Raw genomic sequence first — 21600 nt, 5'->3', positions numbered from 1 at the left:
ATTAGACGATCACGCAGGCATTCTGGCTTCTCACCCATGGGATCGTCCGAGCCGGTCCGGTTCACTGGACGCCATGAACGCACTCACCTCCGACGACGCCGAGTTCCTCGGACGCCCGCTGCACGGGTTCCTGACCGTGGCCGGCGGCCAGCCGCGCCCGGTGTGGTTCGAGGCCACGGCCGACGGCATCGAGCTGTTCACGGAACCGGACGCGCCCAAGGTGCGACGCCTGCGCCGCGACCCCCGCGCGTCCCTCGTGGTCGCCGCGCCGGTGGGGGAGCGCGAACGGTGGGTTGCGGTCGCGGGCCGCGTCACGGTGGAACCCGATGGCGCACACGACCTCGCGTCCCGCTTGGCCGCGCGCTACTGGGACCTCGACGACCCGGCCCGCGCCGCCGACCTCGCGGCCATCCTGGCCACGGACCAGGTCCGTCTGGTCCTGCACCCGGAAACCGTGCACCGCTACGCCTACTGACCCGCCGTGGAGGGGTCCGGGAGCCCTCCACGACAGCGTCCGTCAGGCCAGCTCCGCGCGCACCTCCCGGGCCGCCGCCACCAGGTTGCGCAGCGCCGGCTCCACCTCCGCGTACCCGCGCGTCTTCAACCCGCAGTCCGGGTTCACCCACACCCGCGACGCCGGCACCGCCCCCACCGCCGTCCGCAGCAGCGAAGCCACCTCGGCCGGCGACGGCACCCGCGGCGAGTGGATGTCGTACACCCCCGGCCCGACGCCGCGGCCGAAACCGCCCGCGTCGAGGTCCGTCAGCACCTCCATCTTCGACCGCGCCGCCTCGATCGACGTGACGTCCGCGTCCAGCGCGTCGATCGCCGGCAGCACCTCGCCGAACTCCGAGTAGCACATGTGCGTGTGGATCTGCGTCGCGTCGGCGATGCCGGACGTCGCCAGCCGGAACGCCGACACCGCCCACTCGAAGTACTCCTGGTGCCGGGAACGCCACAGCGGCAGCAGTTCCCGCAGCGCCGGCTCGTCGACCTGGACGACGCGGATGCCCGCCGCCTCCAGGTCGTGCACCTCGTCGCGGATCGCCAGCGCCACCTGCCGGGCCGTCTCGCCGAGGGGCTGGTCGTCGCGGACGAACGACCACGCCAGGATCGTCACCGGGCCGGTCAGCATCCCCTTCACCGGTTTCGCGGTCAGGCTCTGGGCGTACCGCGCCCACGACACGGTCATCGGCGCCGGCCGCGAGACGTCGCCGTAGAGGATCGGCGGGCGGACGCAGCGGGAGCCGTACGACTGCACCCAGCCGTGCGCCGTCGCCGCGAACCCGGTCAGCTGCTCGGCGAAGTACTGGACCATGTCGTTGCGCTCCGGCTCGCCGTGCACGAGGACGTCGAGCCCGAGGTCCTCCTGCAGCCGGATGACCCGCTCGACCTCCGCGCGCATCGCGGCGTCGTAACCGGCGTCGTCGAGCGTGCCGGCGCGGTGCGCGGCCCGGGCGCGACGCACCTCCAGGGTCTGCGGGAACGACCCGATCGTCGTGGTCGGCAGCGGCGGCAGCCCGAGCGCGGCCTGGGCCGCCGCCCGCTGTTCGTAAGGCGCCCGGGCGACGTCCGGGAGCGCCGCGAGCCGGGCGCGGAGGACCTCGTCCGCCGGCGCCGGGTCCGGGATCGCGGGCCAGGTGACGTCCTCGCCCCGCAGCGCACGGCCGAGCGCGACGACCTCGTCGACCTTCTGCCGCGCGAACGCGAGCCGGCTGGTGACCGGCAGGTCTTCGCGTGTGACGTCGTAAGGAACGTGCAGCAGCGAGCACGACGTCGACACGCTGACGGACTTCGCGACGCCGAGCAGGGTCGCGGCCTTGCTCAGCGCGCGCCGCGGGTCGGTCCGCCAGACGTTGCGCCCGTCGACGACCCCGGCCAGTACCTCCTTGTCCCGCAACGCCGGTTCGGCCGCCACTGCGTCCACAAAGGACTCGTCGGTGACCAGGTCGACGGCCAGCGCGTCGATCGGCGACCGCGCCAGCACGCCGAGTCCCCGCCCCAGCCCGCCGAAGTACCCGGCCACCAGTAGCTTCGGCCGCGCGGTCGCCTTGCCGAGCCGGTGGTACGCGCGGATCAGCGCGTTCAGCTCGGCTTCGGTGCGGTCGGCGGCGAACGCGGGTTCGTCGAGCTGCGCCCACTCGACACCCTCGTCGTGCAGCCGCGCCAGCAGGTCGGCGTAGCGGGGGAGGAGCGTGTCGAGCAGGTCCAGCGGGTCGAAGCCGCCGGCGGCCTTGCTCAGCAGCAGGAACGTCACCGGTCCGACGAGCACCGGCCGCGTCTCGATCCCGAGGGCGCGGGCTTCCCGGTACTCGTCGAGGGGTTTGGTTCCGGCGAGGGTGAACTCGGTGTCCGGCCCCAGTTCGGGGACGATGTAGTGGTAGTTCGTGTCGAACCACTTCGTCATCTCCAGCGCCGGCGCGTCCTGCACGCCCCGCGCGGCGGCGAAGTAGGTGTCGAGCGGCGAAAGATCGGGTCGCACGGGTAGCGCGCCGAACAGCTCGGCGGTGTCGAGCACCTGGTCGTAGTGCGAGAACGTGTTCGACGGGATCGAGTCCAGCCCCGCGTCCCGCAGTTCGAGCCAGGTCCGCCGGCGCAGTTCGCGGCCGACGGCCAGCAGCGCGGCCTCGTCGATCTTGCCCGCCCAGTAGCGCTCGAGCGCGCGCTTCAGTTCGCGGTCCGGGCCGATCCGGGGGTAGCCCAGCACAGTGGTGCCGATGGTCACAAGCTCTCTCCTCGCGAGCTGGTCCGAAGAGTCCGGACGCGCGCGAAGGCGAGCGTTTCGGTCGTGCCCATCCCGCGAGGCCCGGACTCGCGCACGCCGTCGGCGCGCGCACCACGGGCAGGTCTTCGGACTCGTGGGCGTCACGCTCGCGCCTACCGGCCGTCGCTTCCCAAGCTCGCGCTCAGTGCTTCTTGACGGCTTTCGTTCCCACTCACCGCTGCGGGGCAGTCCCGGATTCGCACCGGGTTCCCTCTTTCCTCCCCGGGGCGAACCCCGGGGAACCTGTGGCGAACCCGAGTCTAGGTCACTTGTCCAGGTTGACGGCGAAGAAGTCGGTGAGCTTCCCGACAGCGGGATCGATGTACTCCCGCTTGTCGTAGAGGTCGACGTGGCTGGCGCCCGGGATCCAGTGGACCTCCGCGGGGCCGGTGGCGCGCCGGTGGGCTTCCAGGCCCATCCAGGCGGTGACGGCGTGCTCGCCGAGGATCTGCAGCATCGGGCGCGGGCCGATCAGCGGGACAGCGTGGAAGACGTCGCTCGCGGCCATCTTGTCGACGCTGTCCCAGGTGAGGAACTTCGCCGACCGCTCGTGGTGGCCGCGGGCGCCGCAGTAGTACTCCCAGCCCTCACGGCCGTGCTGACCGCCGAGGGCACCGGCTTCTTCGGCGGTCTCAGGGAACATGGTGAGCACGCCAGGGTCCTCACCGCGGGCGGCGGCCGTGCGGGCTTGGGCAGCGGCGTCGAGCAGGCCCTGGAAGACGGCCGGGTCCTGGGTGCCGTCGGCGCCGTAGCGGAACTGGCGGGCGGGTTCGGCGGTGCTCACGGTCGCGACGGCCTTGACGCGGTGATCGCCCGCGGCGGCGGCCAGCGAGTAGCCGCCGGAGGCGCAGATGCCCAGCAGTCCGATGCGGCCGGCGTCGACCTCGGGCCGGGCGGTGAGGAAGGAGACGGCGGCCTTGAAGTCCTCGATCCGCTGGGCGGGGTCCTCGAGACCGCGTGGCAGGCCGCCTGACTCGCCCTGGTGGGCGGCGTCGAAGGCGAGGGTGACGAAGCCCCGCTCGGCCATCAGCCGCGCGTAGGTGCCGGAGGTCTGTTCCTTGACGCCGGTGCCGGGGTGACCGACGACGAGCGCCGGAAGCAGCGCGTCGGCGCCGTCGGGAACGTAGAGGTGCGCGGCGATGTCGAGGCCGGCGCTGGGGAAGGTGACGGTGGTGGTGGTCATGCCTCCACCCTCGCCCCGGGAGGAAGCAGGGAAAAGCCGCGGGTTCCTGCCTGGGAAGGATCCTTCCCAGGCAGGAACCCGCGTTCGGGAGCTCAGTCCCAGTCGAGCGCGCCGCCCGACTGGTATTCGATGACGCGGGTCTCGAAGAAGTTCTTCTCCTTCTTCAGGTCCATCGCCTCGGACATCCACGGGAACGGGTTCTCGGTCTCGCCGAAGATCGGCTGGAGGCCGATCTGCTGCGCGCGCCGGTCGGTGATGAAGTGCATGTACTGCTCGCACAGCTGCGCCGACAGGCCGAGCATGCCGCGCGGCATGGTGTCGCGCGCGTACTTGACCTCGAGCTCGCACGCCTCCTTCAGCATCCCGCGGACCTCTTCCTGGAACTCGGGAGTCCACAGGTGCGGGTTCTCGATCTTGATCTGGTTGATGCAGTCGATGCCGAAGTTCAGGTGGATCGACTCGTCGCGCAGGATGTACTGGTACTGCTCGGCGATGCCGACCATCTTGTTCCGGCGGCCCAGCGACAGGATCTGCGCGAAACCGGTGTAGAACCACATGCCTTCGAAGATCACGTAGAACGCGACGAGGTCACGCAGGAACGCCGTGTCGGCCTCCGGCGTCCCGGTCTCGAAGTCCGGGTCCTCCAGGTGCTGCGTGTACTTCAGCGCCCACGCGTCCTTGTCCGAAATGGACGGAACTTCGCGGTACATGTTGAACAGCTCGCCCTCGACCAGGCCGAGGCTTTCGCAGATGTACTGGAAGGTGTGCGTGTGCACGGCTTCCTCGAACGCCTGGCGCAGCAGGTACTGGCGGCACTCGGGGTTGGTGATCTGCCGGTACACCGCGAGCACGATGTTGTTGGCCACCAAGGACTCCGCGGTCGCGAAGAAGCCCAGGTTGCGCTTCAACATCTGGCGCTCGTCCTCGGTGAGGCCGTCCTTCGACTTCCACAGCGCGATGTCGGCCTGCATGGCGACCTCGGTCGGCATCCAGTGGTTGTTGCACCCGGCCAGGTACTTCTCCCAGGCCCAGGTGTACTTCATCGGCAGCAGCTGGTTGACGTCGGCGCGCGCGTTGATCATGCGCTTGTCGTCGACGTTGATCCGGGCGGCCCCGACCTCGATCTCACCGAGGCCGGTGGCGCCGGTCGTCTCCACGTTGGTCATGTTCCAGGGTTCCTTACTGGCAGGCTTCGCAGTCGGGGTCGTCGATGCGGCAGGCGGCGCCGTCGGTGGCGACGAAGTCGACGTCGGGCGCGGGGGCCGGCGACGGCGCCGGGGCGGGCGTCGGCACGGGAGCCGGGGCCGGCGCGGCGGCCGGAGCGGCCGGGGCCGGGGTGGCCGAGACGGCGTTCAGCTTGCCGTCGGTGCCGCGCAGGGTGCTCTTCTCCACGTGCGTCGCGGACTGCGCCCGCAGGTAGTACGTGGTCTTGAGGCCCTTGTGCCACGCGTAGCGGTACAGCTCGTCGAGCTTGCGCCCGCTCGGCGCCGCGATGTACAGGTTCAGCGACTGCGCCTGGTCGATCCACTTCTGGCGCACCGAACCGGCGTCGACGATCCACTTCGACTCGATCTCGAACGCGGTCGCGTACAGCGCCTTCAGGTCGTCCGGGACGCGGTCGATCTGGCCGAGGCTGCCGTCGAAGTACTTGAGGTCGCTGACCATGACCTCGTCCCACAGGCCGCGGGCCTTGAGGCTCTTGACCAGGTGCGGGTTGACGACGGTGAAGTCGCCGGACATGTTCGACTTGACGAACAGGTTCTGGAACAGCGGCTCGATCGACTGCCCGACGCCGGAGATGTTGGAGATCGTCGCGGTCGGCGCGATGGCCATCACGTTGGAGTTGCGCATGCCGACGGTCTTGACGCGCTCGCGCAGCGGCGCCCAGTCCAAAGTGGACGAGGTGTCGACGTCGAGGCCGTCACCGCGGCGGGCGTCGATGAGCAGCTGCATCGAGTCGATCGGCAGGATGCCCTTGCTCCACAGCGAACCCTCGAACGTCTGGTACTGCCCGCGCTCCTCGGCGAGGTCGGTCGACGCCGAGATCGCGTAGTAGGAGACGTGCTCCATGGAGACGTCGGCGAACTTCACGGCGTCGTCGGAGGCGAACGGGACGCCGATCTCGAACAGCGCGTCCTGGAAGCCCATGATGCCCAGGCCGATCGGGCGGTGGCGCAGGTTGGAGCGGCGCGCCTCCGGGATCGTGTAGAAGTTGATGTCGATCACGTTGTCCAGCATGCGGACGGCCGTGCGCACGGTCTTCTCGAGGCGCTTGGTGTCGAGGCCCTCGGGGGTGACGTGCTTGAGCAGGTTCACCGAGCCGAGGTTGCAGACCGCGACCTCGTCGGTGGTGGTGTTCAGCGTGATCTCGGTGCACAGGTTGGACGAGTGCACGACGCCGACGTGCTGCTGCGGCGAGCGCAGGTTGCACGGGTCCTTGAACGTGATCCACGGGTGGCCGGTCTCGAACAGCATGGTCAGCATGCGGCGCCACAGGTCGACCGCGCGGAGCCGGCGGAACACCTTGATCTCGCCGCGGTCGGCCATCGCCTCGTACTCGCGGTAGCGGGCGGCGAACTCGTTGCCGTAGAGGTCGTGCAGGTCCGGCGTCTCGTTCGGCGAGAACAGCGTCCACTCGGCGTTGGCCTCGACGCGGCGGAGGAACTCGTCCGGCACCCAGTTCGCGGTGTTCATGTCGTGGGTGCGGCGGCGGTCGTCACCGGTGTTCTTGCGCAGGTCGAGGAACTCCTCGATGTCCACGTGCCACGTCTCGAGGTACGCGCAGGCCGCGCCCTTGCGCTTGCCGCCCTGGTTGACCGCGACGGCGGTGTCGTTGGCGATCTTGAGGAACGGGACGACGCCCTGCGACTGGCCGTTGGTGCCCTTGATGTGCGCGCCGAGGCCGCGGACCGGGGTCCAGTCGTTGCCGAGGCCGCCGGAGTACTTGGCCAGCAGGGCGTTGTTCTTGTAGGCCTGGAAGATCGAGTCCAGGTCGTCGTCCACCGTGGTCAGGAAGCAGGACGACAGCTGCGCGCGGGTGGTGCCCGAGTTGAACAGCGTCGGCGTCGAGGCCATGAAGTGGAACGTCGAGAGCAGCTCGTAGAACTCGATCGCGCGGGCTTCGCGGTCGTCCTCGCGGATCGCGAGACCCATGGCGACGCGCATGAAGAACGCCTGCGGCAGCTCGAAGCGGGTGCCGTCGTGGTGCTGGAAGTACCGGTCGTACAGGGTCTGCAGGCCGAGGAAGCCGAAGTCGAGGTCGCGCTCGGCGTGGATCGCGGCGGTGATCTTGTCCAGGTCGAAGGACAGCAGCTCGCCGTCGACCAGCTCCAGCTCGACCGCGCGGCGCAGGTAGGCGCGGAAGTAGGAGGGGTACTCGGTCGCCATCTCGTCCTGGCTGGCCAGCCGCGGCTTCTTCGCGAGGTAGCTCAGCGCCTCGCCGCGCAGCTTGTCCAGCAGCAGCCGGGCGGAGACGTAGGAGTAGTTGGGCTCCTGCTCGACCAGCACGCGGGCGGCCAGGACCTGGGCCAGCGCCAGCTCGTCGGCGCTGATGCCGTCGTAGAGGTTGCGCTTGGCCTCGGCGAGCACCGGCTCGGCCGTGACGTCCTCGAGGCCGGCGACGGCCTCGCCCACGACGTGGGAAACGCGGGCCCAGTCGAGCGGGCGCAGGACGCCGTCGGTGCCCTTGACGTTCAGCGCGACCTCGGTGGTGGCCGGCTTGACGGCCTCGCGGGCCTTGGTGCGCTCGTCGCGGTAGAGGACGTACGCGCGGGCGACCTTGTGGTGCTCGCCGCGCATCAGCGCGAGCTCGACGATGTCCTGGATCTGCTCGATGTGCAGGGCGGTCTCGGGGCCGGCGTGGCGCAGCAGGGTGGTCTCGACCTGCTGGGTCAGCTCCGCGACGACGTGGTGCACGCGGGAGGACGCGGCGGCGTCGCCGCCCTCGACCGCGAGGAACGCCTTCGTCAACGCGACCGAGATCTTCCCGGCGTCGAACGGCGACACGCTGCCGTCCCGCCGGATGACCCGGATCGCGGTGGGGGTATCGGCAGCGGACGGCCGCTGACCGGTTTCGACTGACATGCGTGTCTCCAAGTTTTCGGGCGCGTTCGATCGCCACACGGCGTCATGAGGCCGTGCGCTGCGGTTTCGTGAAAGCTGCCCGGCAGTACTCTGCAGCGGTCTCCCCGTCGCTGGGCCCTGCCGGTCACCAGAGACTACATGTAGGGGTCGATGCGCGCGCGGGACCCCAGATGGCGTGTCGCGAGGTCACCCTGGCGGGTTAAGTGATCACCGAGAGACGCACTTCGAGATGCGGATGTGCGGCCACGGCGGTAGGTTTCGCCCGCTCAAGCGCCGAAGCGGAGTTCCGACTTCGGGAGCTCCAGGCTCGTCAGCGGCCGCCGCCCCGCGAGGTAGCCGAGCGGGCCGTCCGGGTTGAAGCTCCAGTCGGTCGACGCCGGGCGCGGGCGGATCTTCGCGCCGACCGGGGTGCGCAGCAGGCCGTCGCGCTCCTGGACCACCTCGAACGACGTCGGCAGCCGCAGGGGGAGGGCCGGGCGGCGCTTGAAGGCCGCCGTGGCGATCCAGTCGTCGGAGGTCGCCGCCGTCGCCGTGAAGGTGCGGCCGCCGGTGAAGTTCAGCGTGGCCAGGTCCTTCGGGATCGCCCACAGCTCGCGGCCGCCCGCCAGGGACGCTTCGCTGTCGACCCAGATCTCCGTGATCGAGCAGGACACGCGCCGGGCCTTGATCGACACGGCGGCCAGTAGCTCGTGGTACGCCATCTGTCCGGGCGGGGTGTAGTCGATCCACGCCGTGAACACCGAGGCGTGGCCGGCCACCACCAGGGGCTCCGCGGGGACCGGCGGCAGATCCGCCACCGGCACGCGCCAGATCGACACCCGCGCGTCGGCGGTCAGGTTCCAGGGCTGCGGCGGGTAGCGGCTCATGCGTCCAACCAGGGGAGATAGGAAGGCAGGTCCTTGTCGACGCGCTGGCTCCACGACGGCGGCCGCTTCTGCAGGAAGGACATGACTCCTTCGACGGCGTCCGGGTTCGTGCCGAGGCCGCCGATCAGGCGGGAGTCGAGCTCGTGCACCGGGAACGGCGAATCGGCGCTCGCCATCCGGTAGAGCAGCTGGCGGGTGACCGCGACCGACACCGGCGCGGTGTTCGCGATGATCTCGCGGGCCAGCGCGTACGCCTCGTCGAGCACGGTCCCGGTCGGGACCACCTTGTGCACCAGGCCTTTTTCGAGGGCCTCGGCGGCGGGGAAGACCCGGCCGCTGATCATCCAGTCCAGCGCGGTGCCCATGCCGACGAGCCGGGGGAGGAACCACGCCGACGCGCCTTCGGGGTAGATCCCGCGCCGAGTGAAGACGAAGCCGAACCGGGAGTCCTCGGAGGCGAGGCGGTAGTCGCAGGGGAGCGTGATGGTGCTCCCCGCGCCGACCGCCGCGCCGTGCAGGGCCGCGATCACCGGCTTGTTCATCGTGAAGATCCGCTTCGAGCACCGGCCGGCGGGCTCCTGCCACGCCGCGTCCGGGCCGGTCGCCGGGTCGAAATCGAAGCCGCCCTGGGACAGGTCCGCGCCGACGCAGAAGTCCTTGCCCGCCCCGGTCAGCACGACCACGCGGACGTCCTCGTCACGGTCGGCCCGGTCCATCGCCTCGCCGAGCTCGTCGGCCATCCGGATCGTGTAGCCGTTGCGCGCCTCGGGGCGGTTCAACGTCACCGTGGCGATCCGCTCCGCGACGGCGTAGGTGGTCTCGGCCATGGTGAGGAACGTATTGCAGTCCGCCACTACTGGCAAGATGTCAATAGTGGGTCCGCAGCGTCCGGGGCGAAACAATCAGGCGTGCTTGATTTTTCCGGCGGCCGGTGCAACCCTGGGCGCCAGGACGCAAGGAGGCGGCGGATGGCGGATCTCGGCGTGATCCTCGGGGATCTCGACGCGGAATCACGGGCGATCGACGACGTGGTGGCGGACCTGCCCGCGTCGGACTGGGCGCGGGCCACGCCCGCCGAGGGGTGGACTATCGCGCACCAGATCGCCCACCTGGCCTGGACCGACCGCAAGGCCTTCATCGCCGCGGCCCACCCGGAGGACTGGCAGGCCGAGGTCGAAGAGCTCCTCAAAGTCGGCGAGACCTACGTCGACGACGGTGCCGCGGCCGGGGCCGAGCGCCCGCCGCGGGAGATCCTCGAAGACTGGCGAGACGGCCGCGCTCAGCTCGCCGCGGCGCTCGCCGCCGTGCCGGATGGGCAGAAGCTGCCCTGGTACGGCCCGCCGATGAGCGCGGCCTCCATGGTCACCGCGCGGCTGATGGAGACCTGGGCCCACGGCCAGGACATCTTCGACGCCCTCGGCGTGACGCGCGAGCCGACCGCGCGGCTGTGGCACATCGCCCGCTTCGGCACCCGCACCCGCGACTTCGCCTACCTGCTCAACTCGCTCGCGCCGCCGGCCGGGGAGTTCCGCGTCGAGCTGACCGCGCCCGACGGCTCCACCTGGGCGTTCGGGCCCGAGGACGCCGAGCAGAAGCTCACCGGCAGCGCCGTCGACTTCTGTCTCGTCGTCACCCAGCGGCGGCACCCGGCCGACACGGACCTGGTCGCGCACGGCGCCGAAGTCGAAGAATGGCTGACCATCGCGCAGGCCTTCGCCGGTCCGCCGGGCGAAGGCCGCAAGCCGGGGCAGTTCTCATGACGTACCGCATCGGCAACGCATCGGGCTTCTACGGTGACCGCTTCTCCGCCGTCCGCGAGATGCTCACCGGCGGCCCCCTCGACGTCCTGACCGGCGACTACCTGGCCGAGCTGACCATGCTCATCCTCGGCCGCGACCGGATGAAGGACGCGAACCGCGGCTACGCCAAGACGTTCCTCCGTCAGATGGAGGAAAACCTCGGGCTGGCAAGGGAAAAGGGCGTCAAGATCGTCGCCAACGCGGGTGGGCTCAACCCCGCCGGCCTCGCCGACGCCCTGCGCGAGCTGGCCACGAAGCTCGGCCTCGACGTCAAGATCGCGCACGTCGAAGGCGACGACCTGGTCGCGCGCGCCGACGAGCTGAGCCTCGGGAAACCGTTGACCGCCAACGCCTACCTCGGCGCCTGGGGCATCGTGGAGTGTCTCAACGCCGGTGCGGACGTCGTCGTCACCGGCCGCGTCACCGACGCCTCGGTGATCGTCGGCCCGGCCGCCGCGCACTACGGCTGGGCCCGCGACGACTTCGACGCCCTCGCCGGTGCGGTCGCCGCCGGGCACGTCATCGAGTGCGGTGCCCAGGCCACCGGCGGGAACTACGCCTTCTTCACCGAGCATTCGCTGGGCGTGCCGGGCTTCCCGATCGCCGAGATCGAGGCCGATGGTTCCAGCGTCATCACCAAGCACCCGGGCACCGGGGGAGTGGTCAACGCCGGCACGGTCACCGCGCAGCTGCTGTACGAGATCACCGGCGCGCGCTACGCCGGGCCGGACGTCACGACCCGGTTCGACACGCTGTCGCTCGCCGAGGACGGGCCCGATCGCGTCCGCATCTCCGGTGTCCGCGGGGAAGCTCCGCCGCCGACGCTGAAGGTCGCGCTGAACACGCTCGGCGGGTTCCGCAACGAGACGACGTTCGTCCTCACCGGACTCGACATCGAGGCGAAAGCCGCGCTGGTGAAGGAACAGCTCGAAGGCGCGCTCAAGGAGCGCCCGCCCGCCGATGTCAAGTGGACACTGGCCCGCACCGACCACGCGGACGCCGACACCGAGCAGACCGCGAGCGCGCTGCTGCACGTCGCCGTCAAGGACGCCGACCCGAAGGTCGCCGGGCGCGCGTTCACTGGTGCCGCCGTCGAGCTGGCGCTGGCCAGCTACCCCGGGTTCCACGTCACCGCGCCGCCGTCCGACGCCTCGCCGTACGGCGTCTACACCGCGGCCTATGTGGACGCCGGGCGGGTCCCGCACGTGGCTGTCCTGCCGGACGGCATGCGGGTCGACATAGCGCCTTCGACGTCCACTCTGGACTTGTCCGAAGTGGACGAGCCCGCGCTGCCCGAGCCGCTCGACCACGGCCCGGTGCGCCGGGTGCCCCTGGGCACGATCGCCGGCGCCCGCAGTGGTGACAAGGGCGGCAACGCCAACCTCGGCGTCTGGGTCCGGTCCGAAGAGGCGTGGCGGTGGCTGGTGCACCGGCTGACCGTCGCCGAGTTCAAGCTGCTGCTGCCCGAAACCGCCGGCCTGCCGGTGACGCGCTACCTGCTGCCGAACCTGCGGGCGATGAACTTCGTCGTCGAAGGCATTCTCGGCGAGGGCGTCGCGTCGCAGGCGCGGTTCGACCCGCAGGCCAAGGCCCTCGGCGAATGGCTGCGGTCCCGTGCGATCGACATCCCCGAGGTGCTCCTGTGACCGATCCGTTCCGGACGCCCGAACGGGCCGAGCTGCGCGAGACCGTGCGGAAGTTCGTCGAGCAGGAGGTCCTGCCGCACCTCGACGACTGGGAGCGGGCCGGCGAACTGCCGCGCGACCTGCACCGCAAGGCCGGCGATCTGGGCCTGCTCGGCGTCGGCTTCCCCGAAGAGGTCGGCGGCGGAGACGGCAACTACCTCGACGCTTTGGTGATCGCCGAGGAGATGCACTACGCCGGAGGGTCCGGCGGGCTGTTCGCGTCGCTGTTCACCTGCGGCATCGCTGTCCCGCACATCGCCGAGGCGAACGATCCGGTCCAGATCGAGCGCTGGGTGCGGCCGACCCTCGCCGGGGACAAGATCGGCTCGCTGGCCGTCACCGAGCCGGACGGCGGTTCGGACGTCGCCGGGATCCGCACCACCGCCGTGCGCGAAGGCGACGAGTACGTCATCAACGGCGCCAAGACGTTCATCACCTCCGGCTGCCGCGCGGACTTCGTCACGACGGTCGTGCGCACCGGCGGCGACGGCGCCCACGGGCTCTCGCTGATCGTCGTCGAACGCGGGACGCCCGGTTTCACCGTCTCCCGCAAGCTCGAGAAGATGGGCTGGCTCTGCTCCGACACCGCCGAACTGTCCTACGTGGACGTCCGGGTGCCGGCGGAGAACCTCGTCGGCGCCGAGAACAGCGGGTTCGCGCAGGTGGCCACCCAGTTCGTCACCGAGCGGCTTTCGCTGGCCGTGCAGGCCTATTCGCACGCGCAGCGCGCCCTCGACCTGACGCTGGACTGGTGCCGGCTGCGCGAGACGTTCGGCCGGCCGCTCATCTCGCGGCAGGTCGTGCAGCACAAGCTCACCGAGATGGCCCGCAAGGTCGACGTCGCCCGCACCTACGCCCGGCAGGCCGCGATCCGGCACGTCTCGGGCGAGGAGGTCATCGCCGAGGCCTGTTTCGCCAAGAACACCGCCGTCGAGGCCGCCGAGTGGGTGGTCAACGAGGCGGTCCAGCTGCACGGCGGGCTCGGCTACATGCGCGAGTCCGAAGTGGAGCGCCACTACCGCGACGTCCGGATCCTCGGCATCGGCGGCGGCACCACCGAGATCCTCACCGGCCTGGCCGCGAAGCGATTGGGATACACCTCGTGACTACTCTGAGGTCCACAGTGGACACGCGGACCGCCGAGTTCGGCGCCAACCGCGAGGCGATGCTGGAGAAGCTCGCCGAGATCGACACCGAGCAGGCCAAGGCCGTGGCCGGCGGCGGCGAGAAGTACGTCGAACGCCACCGCAAGCGCGGCAAGCTCCTGGCCCGCGAACGGGTCGAGTTGCTGCTCGACGAGGACTCGCCGTTCCTGGAGCTCTCGCCGCTGGCGGCCTGGGGCACCGACTACCGCGTCGGCGCGAGCCTGGTCACCGGCATCGGCGTCGTCGAAGGCGTCGAGTGCCTGATCTCGGCGAGCGACCCGACGGTCAAGGGCGGCGCGAGCAACCCGTGGACGACGAAGAAGAGCTTCCGGGCCGCGGACATCGCCGCGCAGAACCGGCTGCCGTCGATCAACCTCGTCGAGTCGGGCGGCGCGGACCTGCCGACGCAGAAGGAGATCTTCATCCCGGGTGGCCGGATCTTCCGCGACATCACGCGGGCCTCGGCCGCGGGCTGCCCGACGGTCGCGCTGGTCTTCGGCAACTCGACCGCCGGCGGGGCGTACCTGCCGGGCATGTCGGACTACGTCGTGATGGTCAAGGAACGCGCCAAGGTGTTCCTCGGCGGGCCGCCGCTGGTCAAGATGGCGACCGGGGAGGAGTCCGACGACGAGTCGCTCGGCGGCGCCGAGATGCACGCGCGCACGTCCGGCCTGGCCGACTACCTCGCCGTCGACGAGCAGGACGCGATCCGCCTGGGCCGCAACATCATCAAGCGGCTCAACTGGACGAAGCAGGGGCCTTCCCCGAAGCCGGAGTACGACGAGCCGCTGTACGACACCGAGGACCTGCTCGGCATCGTGCCGCCCGACCTCAAGGTGCCGTTCGACCCGCGTGAGGTCATCGCCCGCGTCGTCGACGGTTCCGATTTCGACGAGTTCAAGCCGCTCTACGGGTCTTCGCTCGTGACGGGGTGGGCGAGCATCCACGGCTACCCGGTCGGCGTGCTCGCCAACGCCCAGGGCGTGCTGTTCGGCGAGGAGTCGCAGAAGGCGGCGCAGTTCATCCAGCTGGCCAACCAGATCCACACGCCGCTCGTCTTCCTACACAACACGACCGGTTACATGGTCGGCAAGGAGTACGAGCAGAGCGGCATCATCAAGCACGGCGCGATGATGATCAACGCCGTGTCGAACTCGAAGGTGCCGCACCTGTCCGTCCTCATGGGAGCGTCCTACGGCGCCGGGCACTACGGGATGTGCGGCCGTGCCTACGATCCGCGCTTCCTGTTCGCGTGGCCGAGCGCGAAGTCCGCGGTGATGGGCCCGGCGCAGCTGGCCGGCGTGCTGTCCATCGTGGCCCGCGCGGCGGCCGAAAGCCGCGGCCAGGAGTACAACGAAGACCACGACAAGGCCATGCGCGCCATGGTGGAAGGCCAGATCGAGGCCGAGTCGATGCCGATGTTCCTCTCCGGCATGCTCTACGACGACGGCATCATCGACCCGCGCGACACCCGCACCGCGCTCGGGCTGAGCCTGTCGGCGATCCACAATGGACCAGTGAAGGGCGCCGAGGGCTTCGGCGTCTTCCGGATGTGAGTGAGCGATGATCCAGAACCTGCTGGTCGCCAACCGCGGCGAGATCGCCCGCCGTGTGTTCCGCAGCTGCCGCGACGCCGGGATCGGCACGGTCGCCGTGTTCTCCGACGCCGATGCCGCCGCGCCCCACACACTCGAAGCCGACGCGGCCGTCCGGTTGCCCGGCAACGCGCCGTCGGAGACGTACCTGCGCGCCGAACTGCTGGTGAAGGCCGCGGCCGACACCGGTGCCGACGCCGTCCACCCCGGCTACGGCTTCCTGTCCGAGAACGCCGCGTTCGCGCGCGCCGTCCTCGACGCCGGGCTGACCTGGGTCGGGCCGCCGCCGGAGGCCATCGAGACCATGGGCTCCAAAGTGGAGTCCAAACGGCTGATGGCCGCAGCGGGAGTCCCGGTGCTGTCCGAACTGGACCCCGCGTCGGTGACCGAAGACGATCTTCCGTTGCTGGTCAAGGCTTCCGCGGGTGGTGGTGGACGCGGGATGCGTGTCGTCCGCGCCCTCGACGAGCTGGCCGAGGCGGTGGAAGGCGCCAGTGCGGAGGCCGCGTCGGCGTTCGGCGACCCGACCGTGTTCTGCGAGCGGTACCTGGAGACCGGGCGGCACATCGAGGTCCAAGTGCTCGCCGACCGGCACGGCACGGTGTGGGCGATGGGGGAGCGGGAGTGCTCGATCCAGCGCCGGCACCAGAAGGTCGTCGAAGAGGCGCCGTCGCCGTTCGTCGACGAAGCGATGCGCGAGGAGCTGTTCGACGCCGCGCGCAAGGCCGCCCAGGCGATCGACTACGTCGGCGCGGGCACGGTCGAGTTCCTCGCCGGGCCCGACGGCCGGTTCTACTTCCTCGAGATGAACACCCGGCTGCAGGTCGAGCACCCGGTGACCGAGAACGTCACGGGGCTCGACCTGGTCGCGCTGCAGCTGCGCGTCGCCGACGGCGAACGGCTGCCCGCCGACCCGCCGCCGACGGTCGGGCACTCCATCGAGGTCCGGCTGTACGCCGAAGATCCGGCGGAGAACTGGCAGCCGCAGAGCGGCACCCTGCACACGTTCGAAGTGCCCGATGTGGACCGTGCGTTCACCCACGGCGCCGGGCTGCGGCTCGACTCCGGGTTCGAGAGCGGGTCCGTGGTGGGCGTCCACTACGACCCGATGCTCGCCAAGGTGATCACCTGGGCGCCGACCCGCGCCGAGGCTGCCCGCCGGCTCGCCAAGGCACTGGCGGCGTCGAAGATCCACGGCGTCGTCACCAACCGCGACCTCCTGGTGAACATCCTCCGCCACGACGCTTTCCTCGCGGGGGAGACCGACACGGCGTTCTTCGACCGGCACGGCCTCGACACCCTGGCCGCGCCTCTGGCCACTGTGGACACCGAGCGGCTCTCGGCGCTGGCCGCCGCACTCGCGGACGCGGCGGGCAACCGCGCGTCGGCGACCACGCAACGCCGGCTGCCCAGCGGCTGGCGCAACGTCCGCTCGGCCGGGCAGCGCAAGGTCTTCACCGTCGCCGACCGCGAGTACGAGGTCGGCTATTCGCTGACGCGTGACGGGCTGAAGGCCGACGGGTACGAGGCCGAACTGGTGAGCGCCGAACCCGGCCGGGTCGTCCTCGACGTCGCCGGCGTGCGGCGCACCTTCGACGTCGCCCGCCACGACGGGGTGTCCTACGTGGACTCCGCGCTCGGCTCGGTGGCACTCAAGGCCGAGCCGCGGTTCGCCGACCCGGACGCCGCGCTGGCCGCGGGGTCGCTGGTCGCGCCGATGCCGGGCACGGTCGTGCGGCTCGCCGTGCAGGCCGGAGATCCGGTCAAGGCGGGCGACCCGTTGCTGTGGCTCGAAGCGATGAAGATGGAACACCGGATCGCCGCGCCCGCCGACGGCGTGGTCGCGGAACTGCCGGTGACAGTGGGACAGCAGGTCGAAGTCGGCACGATCCTCGCGGTGGTGGGAGAAGCAGAATGAACGCCATGAACTTCATCGAGCCGGAGGAGCGGATCGCGCTCCGCAAGGCCGTCGCCGAGCTCGGCGCCAAGTACGGGCACGAGTACTACGCCAAGAAGGCCCGCGCCGACGAGAAGACCCACGAACTGTGGGACGAAGCCGGCCGGCTGGGCTACCTCGGCGTCAACATCCCCGAGGAGTACGGCGGCGGGGGCGCGGGCATCGCCGACCTCGCCGCGGTGCTCGAAGAGCTCGCCGCCGCGGGCTCGCCGCTGCTGCTGATGGTCGTCTCACCGGCGATCTGCGGCACGGTGATCTCCCGCTTCGGCACCGAAGACCAGAAGAAGCAGTGGCTGCCCGGCATCGCCGACGGCACCAAGCGGATGGTCTTCGCGATCACCGAGCCGGACGCCGGATCGAACTCGCACAAGATCACCACCACCGCCAAGCGCGACGGCGACGGCTGGGTCCTCAGTGGACGCAAGGTCTACATCTCCGGCGTCGACGAGGCCGACGCGGTGCTCGTCGTCGGGCGCATGGAGGACTCGAAGACGGGCCGCCTCAAGCCGGCGCTGTTCATCCTGCCGACCGGCACCGAGGGCTTCGAGTACACGAAGATCCCGATGGACATCGTCGCGCCGGAGAACCAGTACTCGCTGTTCCTCGACGACGTCAAGCTGCCGGCCGAAGCGCTGGTCGGCGAGGAGGACGCGGCGATCGCGCAGCTGTTCGCGGGCCTCAACCCGGAACGCATCATGGGCGCGTCGTTCTCCCTCGGCATCGCCCGGTACGCGCTGGCCAAGGCCGTCTCCTACGCCAACCAGCGGCAGGTCTGGGGTACCCCGATCGGCGCCCACCAGGGCCTCGCGCACCCGCTGTCGGAGATCAAGATCGAGCTCGAGCTGGCGAAGCTGATGACCCAGAAGGCGGCGTCGCTCTACGACTCCGGCGACGACTTCGGCGCGGGGGAGTCGGCCAACATGGCCAAGTACGCCGCCGCCGAGGTGGCCATCCGCGCGACCGACCAGGCCGTGCAGACCCACGGCGGCAACGGTCTCGCCACCGAGTACGGCCTCGGGACGCTGGTCACGGCGGTGCGGCTCGGCCGGATCGCCCCGGTCAGCCGCGAGATGGTGCTCAACTTCGTCGGCCAGCACAGCCTCGGCCTCCCGAAGTCCTACTAGGAGAGTCGCTATGTCTACATTGGACGGCAAGACGATCATCATGTCCGGCGGCAGCCGCGGCATCGGCGAAGCGATCGCACTCCGGGCCGCGAAAGACGGCGCCAACGTCGCGCTGCTGGCCAAGACCGCCGAACCGCACCCGAAGCTGCCCGGCACGATCTACACCGCCGCGGAGGCCATCGAGAAGGCGGGCGGGCACGCGCTGCCGATCCTCGGCGACGTCCGCGACGACGACGGGGTCGCGGCGGCCGTGGCGAAGACCGTCGAACAGTTCGGCGGCATCGACATCGTCGTGAACAACGCCAGCGCGATCGACCTGACGCCGACCGAGCAGGTCAGCATGAAGCGCTACGACCTGATGCAGGACATCAACGCGCGCGGCACGTTCCTGCTGTCCAAACTGGCCATTCCGCACCTGAAGAAGTCGGCCAACGCGCACATCCTGACGCTGTCGCCGCCGATCAGCCTCGACGAGAAGTGGTTCACCGCCGGGCACCTCGCGTACAGCATCGCGAAGTACTCGATGAGCCTCGTGACCGTCGGCCTCGCCGCCGAACTCAAGAAGGACGGCGTCGCGGTCAACTCGCTCTGGCCGCGCACCACGATCGACACGGCGGCGATCCGCAACGTCGTCGGTGCCGAGCTGGCCGACCGCAGCCGCACGCCGGAGATCATGGCCGACGCCGCGTACGCGATCCTCACCAAGCCGAGCGGTGAGGCGACCGGGAACTTCTTCCTCGACGACGAGGTGCTGCGCGCCGCCGGGGTCACGGACTTCTCGAAGTACCGCATCGGGGGTTCGGAGGAGGACCTCCAGCTCGACTTCTGGGTCGACCCGGCTTGACCGGCGTCCGCGAACCCCAGCAGGAGCGCAGCCGCACCACGCGGCGGCGGCTGATCGAGGCCGCGCTCGACGGCTTCGGCGAGCGCGGCTGGCACGGCGTGACGGTGGCCGCGATCGCCGAGCGCGCCGGCGTCTCGCGCGGCGCGGCCCAGCACCACTTCCCGACCCGGGAGGACCTCGTGGTGGCGGCGGTCGACCTGCTCGGCCAGTCGCAGATCGACGAGCTGCGGGCCCAGGCCGCGGACCTGCCGAGCGGGGCGTCGCGCATCGAGGGCGTCGTCGAGATGGTGCTGAACCTCTACACCGGGCCGCTGTTCCGCGCGGCCCTGCAGCTCTGGTCGGTCGCGGCGACCGACGACGCGCTGCGGGACGTGCTGGTGCCTCTCGAGGCGCGGGTCGGGCGCGAGGCGCACCGGGTGGCGGTGGAGCTGCTCGGCGTCGACGAGTCCCGGCCGGGGGTGCGCGAGCTGGTCCAGGCCACCCTCGACCTCGGGCGCGGGCTGGGCCTGGCGAACCTGCTCACGGACGACACGCGCCGCCGGCGTCAGATCGTCCGGGAATGGGCGCGGACGCTGGAGCTGCGGCTCGGGTGAGCCGGTCCAGCGCCGCCTGGCTCTCCTCGTCGGCGGCGCGGTGGATGACCAGCAGCTGGTCGGGGTCCTGGACCGGCCGGAGCGTCTCGAACTGCACGGCGAGCACGCCGGCCTCGGGGTGCCGCACGACCTTGCGCCCGCGGGCGTTGACCTTGACGTCCTGTTCGGCCCACAGGCGCGCGAACTCGGCGTCGCCCGCGGTCAGCTCGGCGATGAGGCCGGTCAGCGCCCGGTCGTCCGGGTGCGCGGCCCACGCGGTGCGCAGGTGGGCGACCCCGTCGCGCACCACGCGTTCCCGGTCGACGTAGAACTCGCGCACCTCCGGGTGCATGAGGCAGATCCACACGGCGTTGCGCCGCGACGGCGGCAGCGCGGCGAAATCCACCAGCAGCCGCGCCATCTCGGGGTTCCACGCCAGGACGTCGTAGCGGTGGTTGAGGAGCATGGCCGGCAGCGGGGACAGGTCGGTGACCAGCCGGGCCAGCGACGGCGCCGGGGTGGTGACGAGCTCGTCGGCGTCCCGCGGGCGCTGCCGGGTCAGGTCGAAGAGGTACGCGCGTTCGTCGGGAGCCAGGCGCAGCGCGCGGGCCAGCGCCTCCACGACCTCCGCCGAGGGCCGCAACCCGCGCGCCTGCTCCAGCCGCACGACGTAGTCGATGCTGATGCCGGCCAGCTCGGCGACGTCTTCGCGGCGCAGCCCCGGCGTCCGCCGGCGCGGCGGCAGGCCGAAGTCGCGCGGGTCCAGGCGTTCCCGCCGGGACCGCAGGAACGCGCCCAGCTCCACGGTGGGGGTCGTCATGATCGGTGCAACCGCCAGGGTGGGACCGGTGTTCCCAGGAAGTTCCTTCCCTTACCGCGGGTGAGCGGTGGCCGGAGACTCGCTGCCGACACCGTTCCAAGGAGGACACCATGACGCTCACCCTCGACAGCTACCGGCTGCTGGGCCGCTCCGGGCTGCGGGTCTCCCCGCTGGCGCTGGGCACGGCGACCTTCGGCACCGAGTGGGGCTGGGGCGCCGAGAAGTCCGAGGCACGCAAGCTGTTCGACACCTACGTCGAGCGCGGCGGCAACTTCATCGACACCGCGAACACGTACACGAACGGCAGTGCCGAGCGCCAGCTGGGGGAGTTCGCCCGCGACCGCCGCGAGAGCCTGGTGCTGGCCACGAAGTACACGACGCTGCGCCGTCCCGGCGACCCGAACTCCGCGGGCTCGCACCGTAAGAGCCTGTTCGCGTCGGTGGAAGCCAGCCTGGAGCGGCTGGGCACGGACTACCTCGATCTGCTTTATCTGCACGTGTGGGACTTCACGACGCCGGTCGAGGAGATCCTGCGTGGTCTGGACGACCTGGTCCGCCAGGGCAAGGTCCTGTACGTGGCGATGTCCAACGTCCCGGCCTGGGAGATCTCGCGCATGCAGGCGATCGCCGACCTGCGCGGCTGGTCGCCGCTGGTCGGGCTGCAGGTCGAGTACAACCTGGTCAACCGCGCCGCGGAACGCGACCTGATCCCGATGGCGCGGGCGATGGGGCTGGGGGTGACGCCGTTTTCGCCGCTGGCGGGCGGCCTGCTCACCGGCAAGTACGGCCGCGCTGTCCCGAGTGCGCGCGAGAGCTTCAACGCCGGGCTGGGGATGGTCACCGACCGGAACCTCGCGATCGCCGACGTCGTCACGGAGGTCGCGGCCGAGCTGGGCCACACTCCGGCGCAGGTCGGGCTGGCCTGGCTGCTGGCCAACCCGGACGTGACGGCCCCGATCGTCGGCGCCCGCACGCCCGAGCAGCTGGAAGGCAACCTCGGCGCGCTGGCGGTGGAGTTCACCGCGGCCCAGCTGACCCGGCTGGACGAGGCGAGCGCGATCGACCTGGGCTATCCGCACGACCTGCTGGCGGGCGACCACATCCGCGCGGTGATGCGAGGGGAGCTGAAGCTCGAAGCGCGCCGCTGACCGCGCGCGGAGGTG

17 protein-coding genes and 1 riboswitch are annotated in these 21600 nt (G+C 70.7%); of the genes, 10 read left to right on the top strand and 7 right to left on the bottom strand.

The window, feature by feature from the left end:
• The first annotated feature begins 73 nt into the window (after nt 1-73).
• Complete coding sequence (locus ACZ7PG_RS07620; RefSeq protein WP_470238287.1) at nt 74-475, top strand: pyridoxamine 5'-phosphate oxidase family protein; 402 nt, start codon at nt 74-76, stop codon at nt 473-475.
• Nucleotides 476-517: 42 nt separating this feature from the next.
• Here ACZ7PG_RS07620 and metE read toward each other — a convergent pair whose 3' ends face one another.
• The 6 genes from metE to ACZ7PG_RS07590 all read right to left on the bottom strand — a co-directional run bounded on the left by metE (nt 518) and on the right by ACZ7PG_RS07590 (nt 9723).
• Entirely contained in the window at nt 518-2725 is a 2208-nt protein-coding gene (metE, locus tag ACZ7PG_RS07615; protein ID WP_470238286.1) for a 5-methyltetrahydropteroyltriglutamate--homocysteine S-methyltransferase, read from the bottom strand.
• Nucleotides 2726-2824: 99 nt separating this feature from the next.
• Nucleotides 2825-3026: riboswitch (cobalamin riboswitch) on the bottom strand.
• Between the two features lie 3 nt (nt 3027-3029).
• On the bottom strand, nt 3030-3947 hold the full coding sequence (locus ACZ7PG_RS07610) for an alpha/beta hydrolase (RefSeq protein ID WP_470238285.1): 918 nt from the start codon (nt 3945-3947) through the stop codon (nt 3030-3032).
• 92 nt (nt 3948-4039) lie between these two features.
• Entirely contained in the window at nt 4040-5113 is a 1074-nt protein-coding gene (locus tag ACZ7PG_RS07605; protein ID WP_470238284.1) for a ribonucleotide-diphosphate reductase subunit beta, read from the bottom strand.
• A 13-nt stretch (nt 5114-5126) separates the two neighbouring features.
• On the bottom strand, nt 5127-8030 hold the full coding sequence (locus tag ACZ7PG_RS07600) for a ribonucleoside-diphosphate reductase subunit alpha (RefSeq protein ID WP_470238283.1): 2904 nt from the start codon (nt 8028-8030) through the stop codon (nt 5127-5129).
• Nucleotides 8031-8296: 266 nt separating this feature from the next.
• Nucleotides 8297-8896 (bottom strand): acetoacetate decarboxylase family protein, encoded by a 600-nt coding sequence (locus ACZ7PG_RS07595; protein WP_470238282.1) that lies wholly within the window; start codon nt 8894-8896, stop codon nt 8297-8299.
• Entirely contained in the window at nt 8893-9723 is an 831-nt protein-coding gene (locus ACZ7PG_RS07590; protein ID WP_470238281.1) for an enoyl-CoA hydratase-related protein, read from the bottom strand. The genes ACZ7PG_RS07595 and ACZ7PG_RS07590 overlap by 4 nt, the downstream gene beginning before the upstream one ends.
• Nucleotides 9724-9864: 141 nt before the next feature.
• Here ACZ7PG_RS07590 and ACZ7PG_RS07585 point away from each other — a divergent pair, with 141 nt between their 5' ends.
• From ACZ7PG_RS07585 to ACZ7PG_RS07550, 8 genes are read left to right on the top strand one after another with little or no spacing between them, the layout of a single operon-like run.
• Nucleotides 9865-10656 (top strand): TIGR03084 family metal-binding protein, encoded by a 792-nt coding sequence (locus tag ACZ7PG_RS07585; RefSeq protein ID WP_470238280.1) that lies wholly within the window; start codon nt 9865-9867, stop codon nt 10654-10656.
• Entirely contained in the window at nt 10653-12341 is a 1689-nt protein-coding gene (locus ACZ7PG_RS07580) for an acyclic terpene utilization AtuA family protein (protein ID WP_470238279.1), read from the top strand. Before ACZ7PG_RS07585 ends, ACZ7PG_RS07580 begins: the two co-directional genes overlap by 4 nt.
• Entirely contained in the window at nt 12338-13486 is a 1149-nt protein-coding gene (locus tag ACZ7PG_RS07575; RefSeq protein ID WP_470238278.1) for an acyl-CoA dehydrogenase family protein, read from the top strand. The genes ACZ7PG_RS07580 and ACZ7PG_RS07575 overlap by 4 nt, the downstream gene beginning before the upstream one ends.
• Nucleotides 13483-15081 (top strand): acyl-CoA carboxylase subunit beta, encoded by a 1599-nt coding sequence (locus ACZ7PG_RS07570; protein ID WP_470238277.1) that lies wholly within the window; start codon nt 13483-13485, stop codon nt 15079-15081. Before ACZ7PG_RS07575 ends, ACZ7PG_RS07570 begins: the two co-directional genes overlap by 4 nt.
• Before the next feature lie 7 nt (nt 15082-15088).
• The gene (locus tag ACZ7PG_RS07565; RefSeq protein WP_470238276.1) at nt 15089-17038 is read left to right on the top strand and encodes an acetyl/propionyl/methylcrotonyl-CoA carboxylase subunit alpha; all 1950 of its coding nucleotides are present in this window, start codon (nt 15089-15091) and stop codon (nt 17036-17038) included.
• Nucleotides 17035-18201 (top strand): acyl-CoA dehydrogenase family protein, encoded by a 1167-nt coding sequence (locus ACZ7PG_RS07560; RefSeq protein WP_470238275.1) that lies wholly within the window; start codon nt 17035-17037, stop codon nt 18199-18201. The genes ACZ7PG_RS07565 and ACZ7PG_RS07560 overlap by 4 nt, the downstream gene beginning before the upstream one ends.
• Before the next feature lie 10 nt (nt 18202-18211).
• Nucleotides 18212-19045 carry an SDR family oxidoreductase gene (locus ACZ7PG_RS07555; RefSeq protein WP_470238274.1) on the top strand — a complete coding sequence of 278 codons (834 nt, stop codon included), beginning with the start codon at nt 18212-18214 and terminating at the stop codon, nt 19043-19045.
• Complete coding sequence (locus tag ACZ7PG_RS07550) at nt 19042-19638, top strand: TetR/AcrR family transcriptional regulator (protein ID WP_470238273.1); 597 nt, start codon at nt 19042-19044, stop codon at nt 19636-19638. Before ACZ7PG_RS07555 ends, ACZ7PG_RS07550 begins: the two co-directional genes overlap by 4 nt.
• Here the strand turns inward: ACZ7PG_RS07550 and ACZ7PG_RS07545 are convergent.
• Entirely contained in the window at nt 19565-20437 is an 873-nt protein-coding gene (locus ACZ7PG_RS07545; protein WP_470238272.1) for a helix-turn-helix transcriptional regulator, read from the bottom strand. The two genes, ACZ7PG_RS07550 and ACZ7PG_RS07545, sit on opposite strands and share 74 nt — an antisense overlap.
• 110 nt (nt 20438-20547) lie before the next feature.
• Between ACZ7PG_RS07545 and ACZ7PG_RS07540 the strand changes: the two genes are divergently transcribed.
• The gene (locus tag ACZ7PG_RS07540; RefSeq protein WP_470238271.1) at nt 20548-21585 is read left to right on the top strand and encodes an aldo/keto reductase; all 1038 of its coding nucleotides are present in this window, start codon (nt 20548-20550) and stop codon (nt 21583-21585) included.
• Nucleotides 21586-21600 lie beyond the last annotated feature (15 nt).

This window comes from Amycolatopsis sp. NPDC114504 (genome assembly GCF_055633595.1).
This window is presented reverse-complemented; position numbering and strand designations above follow the sequence as displayed.

Excerpts from the sequence above, each read along its gene's own strand:
- ACZ7PG_RS07555 (WP_470238274.1), top strand. The coding sequence starts at position 18,212 with ATGTCTACATTGGACGGCAAGACGATCATCATGTCCGGCGGCAGCCGC.
- ACZ7PG_RS07620 (WP_470238287.1), top strand. The coding sequence starts at position 74 with ATGAACGCACTCACCTCCGACGACGCCGAGTTCCTCGGACGCCCGCTG.
- ACZ7PG_RS07545 (WP_470238272.1), bottom strand. The coding sequence starts at position 20,437 with ATGACGACCCCCACCGTGGAGCTGGGCGCGTTCCTGCGGTCCCGGCGG.
- ACZ7PG_RS07610 (WP_470238285.1), bottom strand. The coding sequence starts at position 3,947 with ATGACCACCACCACCGTCACCTTCCCCAGCGCCGGCCTCGACATCGCC.
- ACZ7PG_RS07580 (WP_470238279.1), top strand. The coding sequence starts at position 10,653 with ATGACGTACCGCATCGGCAACGCATCGGGCTTCTACGGTGACCGCTTC.
- ACZ7PG_RS07565 (WP_470238276.1), top strand. The coding sequence starts at position 15,089 with ATGATCCAGAACCTGCTGGTCGCCAACCGCGGCGAGATCGCCCGCCGT.
- ACZ7PG_RS07560 (WP_470238275.1), top strand. The coding sequence starts at position 17,035 with ATGAACGCCATGAACTTCATCGAGCCGGAGGAGCGGATCGCGCTCCGC.
- ACZ7PG_RS07585 (WP_470238280.1), top strand. The coding sequence starts at position 9,865 with ATGGCGGATCTCGGCGTGATCCTCGGGGATCTCGACGCGGAATCACGG.
- ACZ7PG_RS07595 (WP_470238282.1), bottom strand. The coding sequence starts at position 8,896 with ATGAGCCGCTACCCGCCGCAGCCCTGGAACCTGACCGCCGACGCGCGG.
- ACZ7PG_RS07540 (WP_470238271.1), top strand. The coding sequence starts at position 20,548 with ATGACGCTCACCCTCGACAGCTACCGGCTGCTGGGCCGCTCCGGGCTG.
- ACZ7PG_RS07605 (WP_470238284.1), bottom strand. The coding sequence starts at position 5,113 with ATGACCAACGTGGAGACGACCGGCGCCACCGGCCTCGGTGAGATCGAG.
- ACZ7PG_RS07600 (WP_470238283.1), bottom strand. The coding sequence starts at position 8,030 with ATGTCAGTCGAAACCGGTCAGCGGCCGTCCGCTGCCGATACCCCCACC.
- ACZ7PG_RS07590 (WP_470238281.1), bottom strand. The coding sequence starts at position 9,723 with ATGGCCGAGACCACCTACGCCGTCGCGGAGCGGATCGCCACGGTGACG.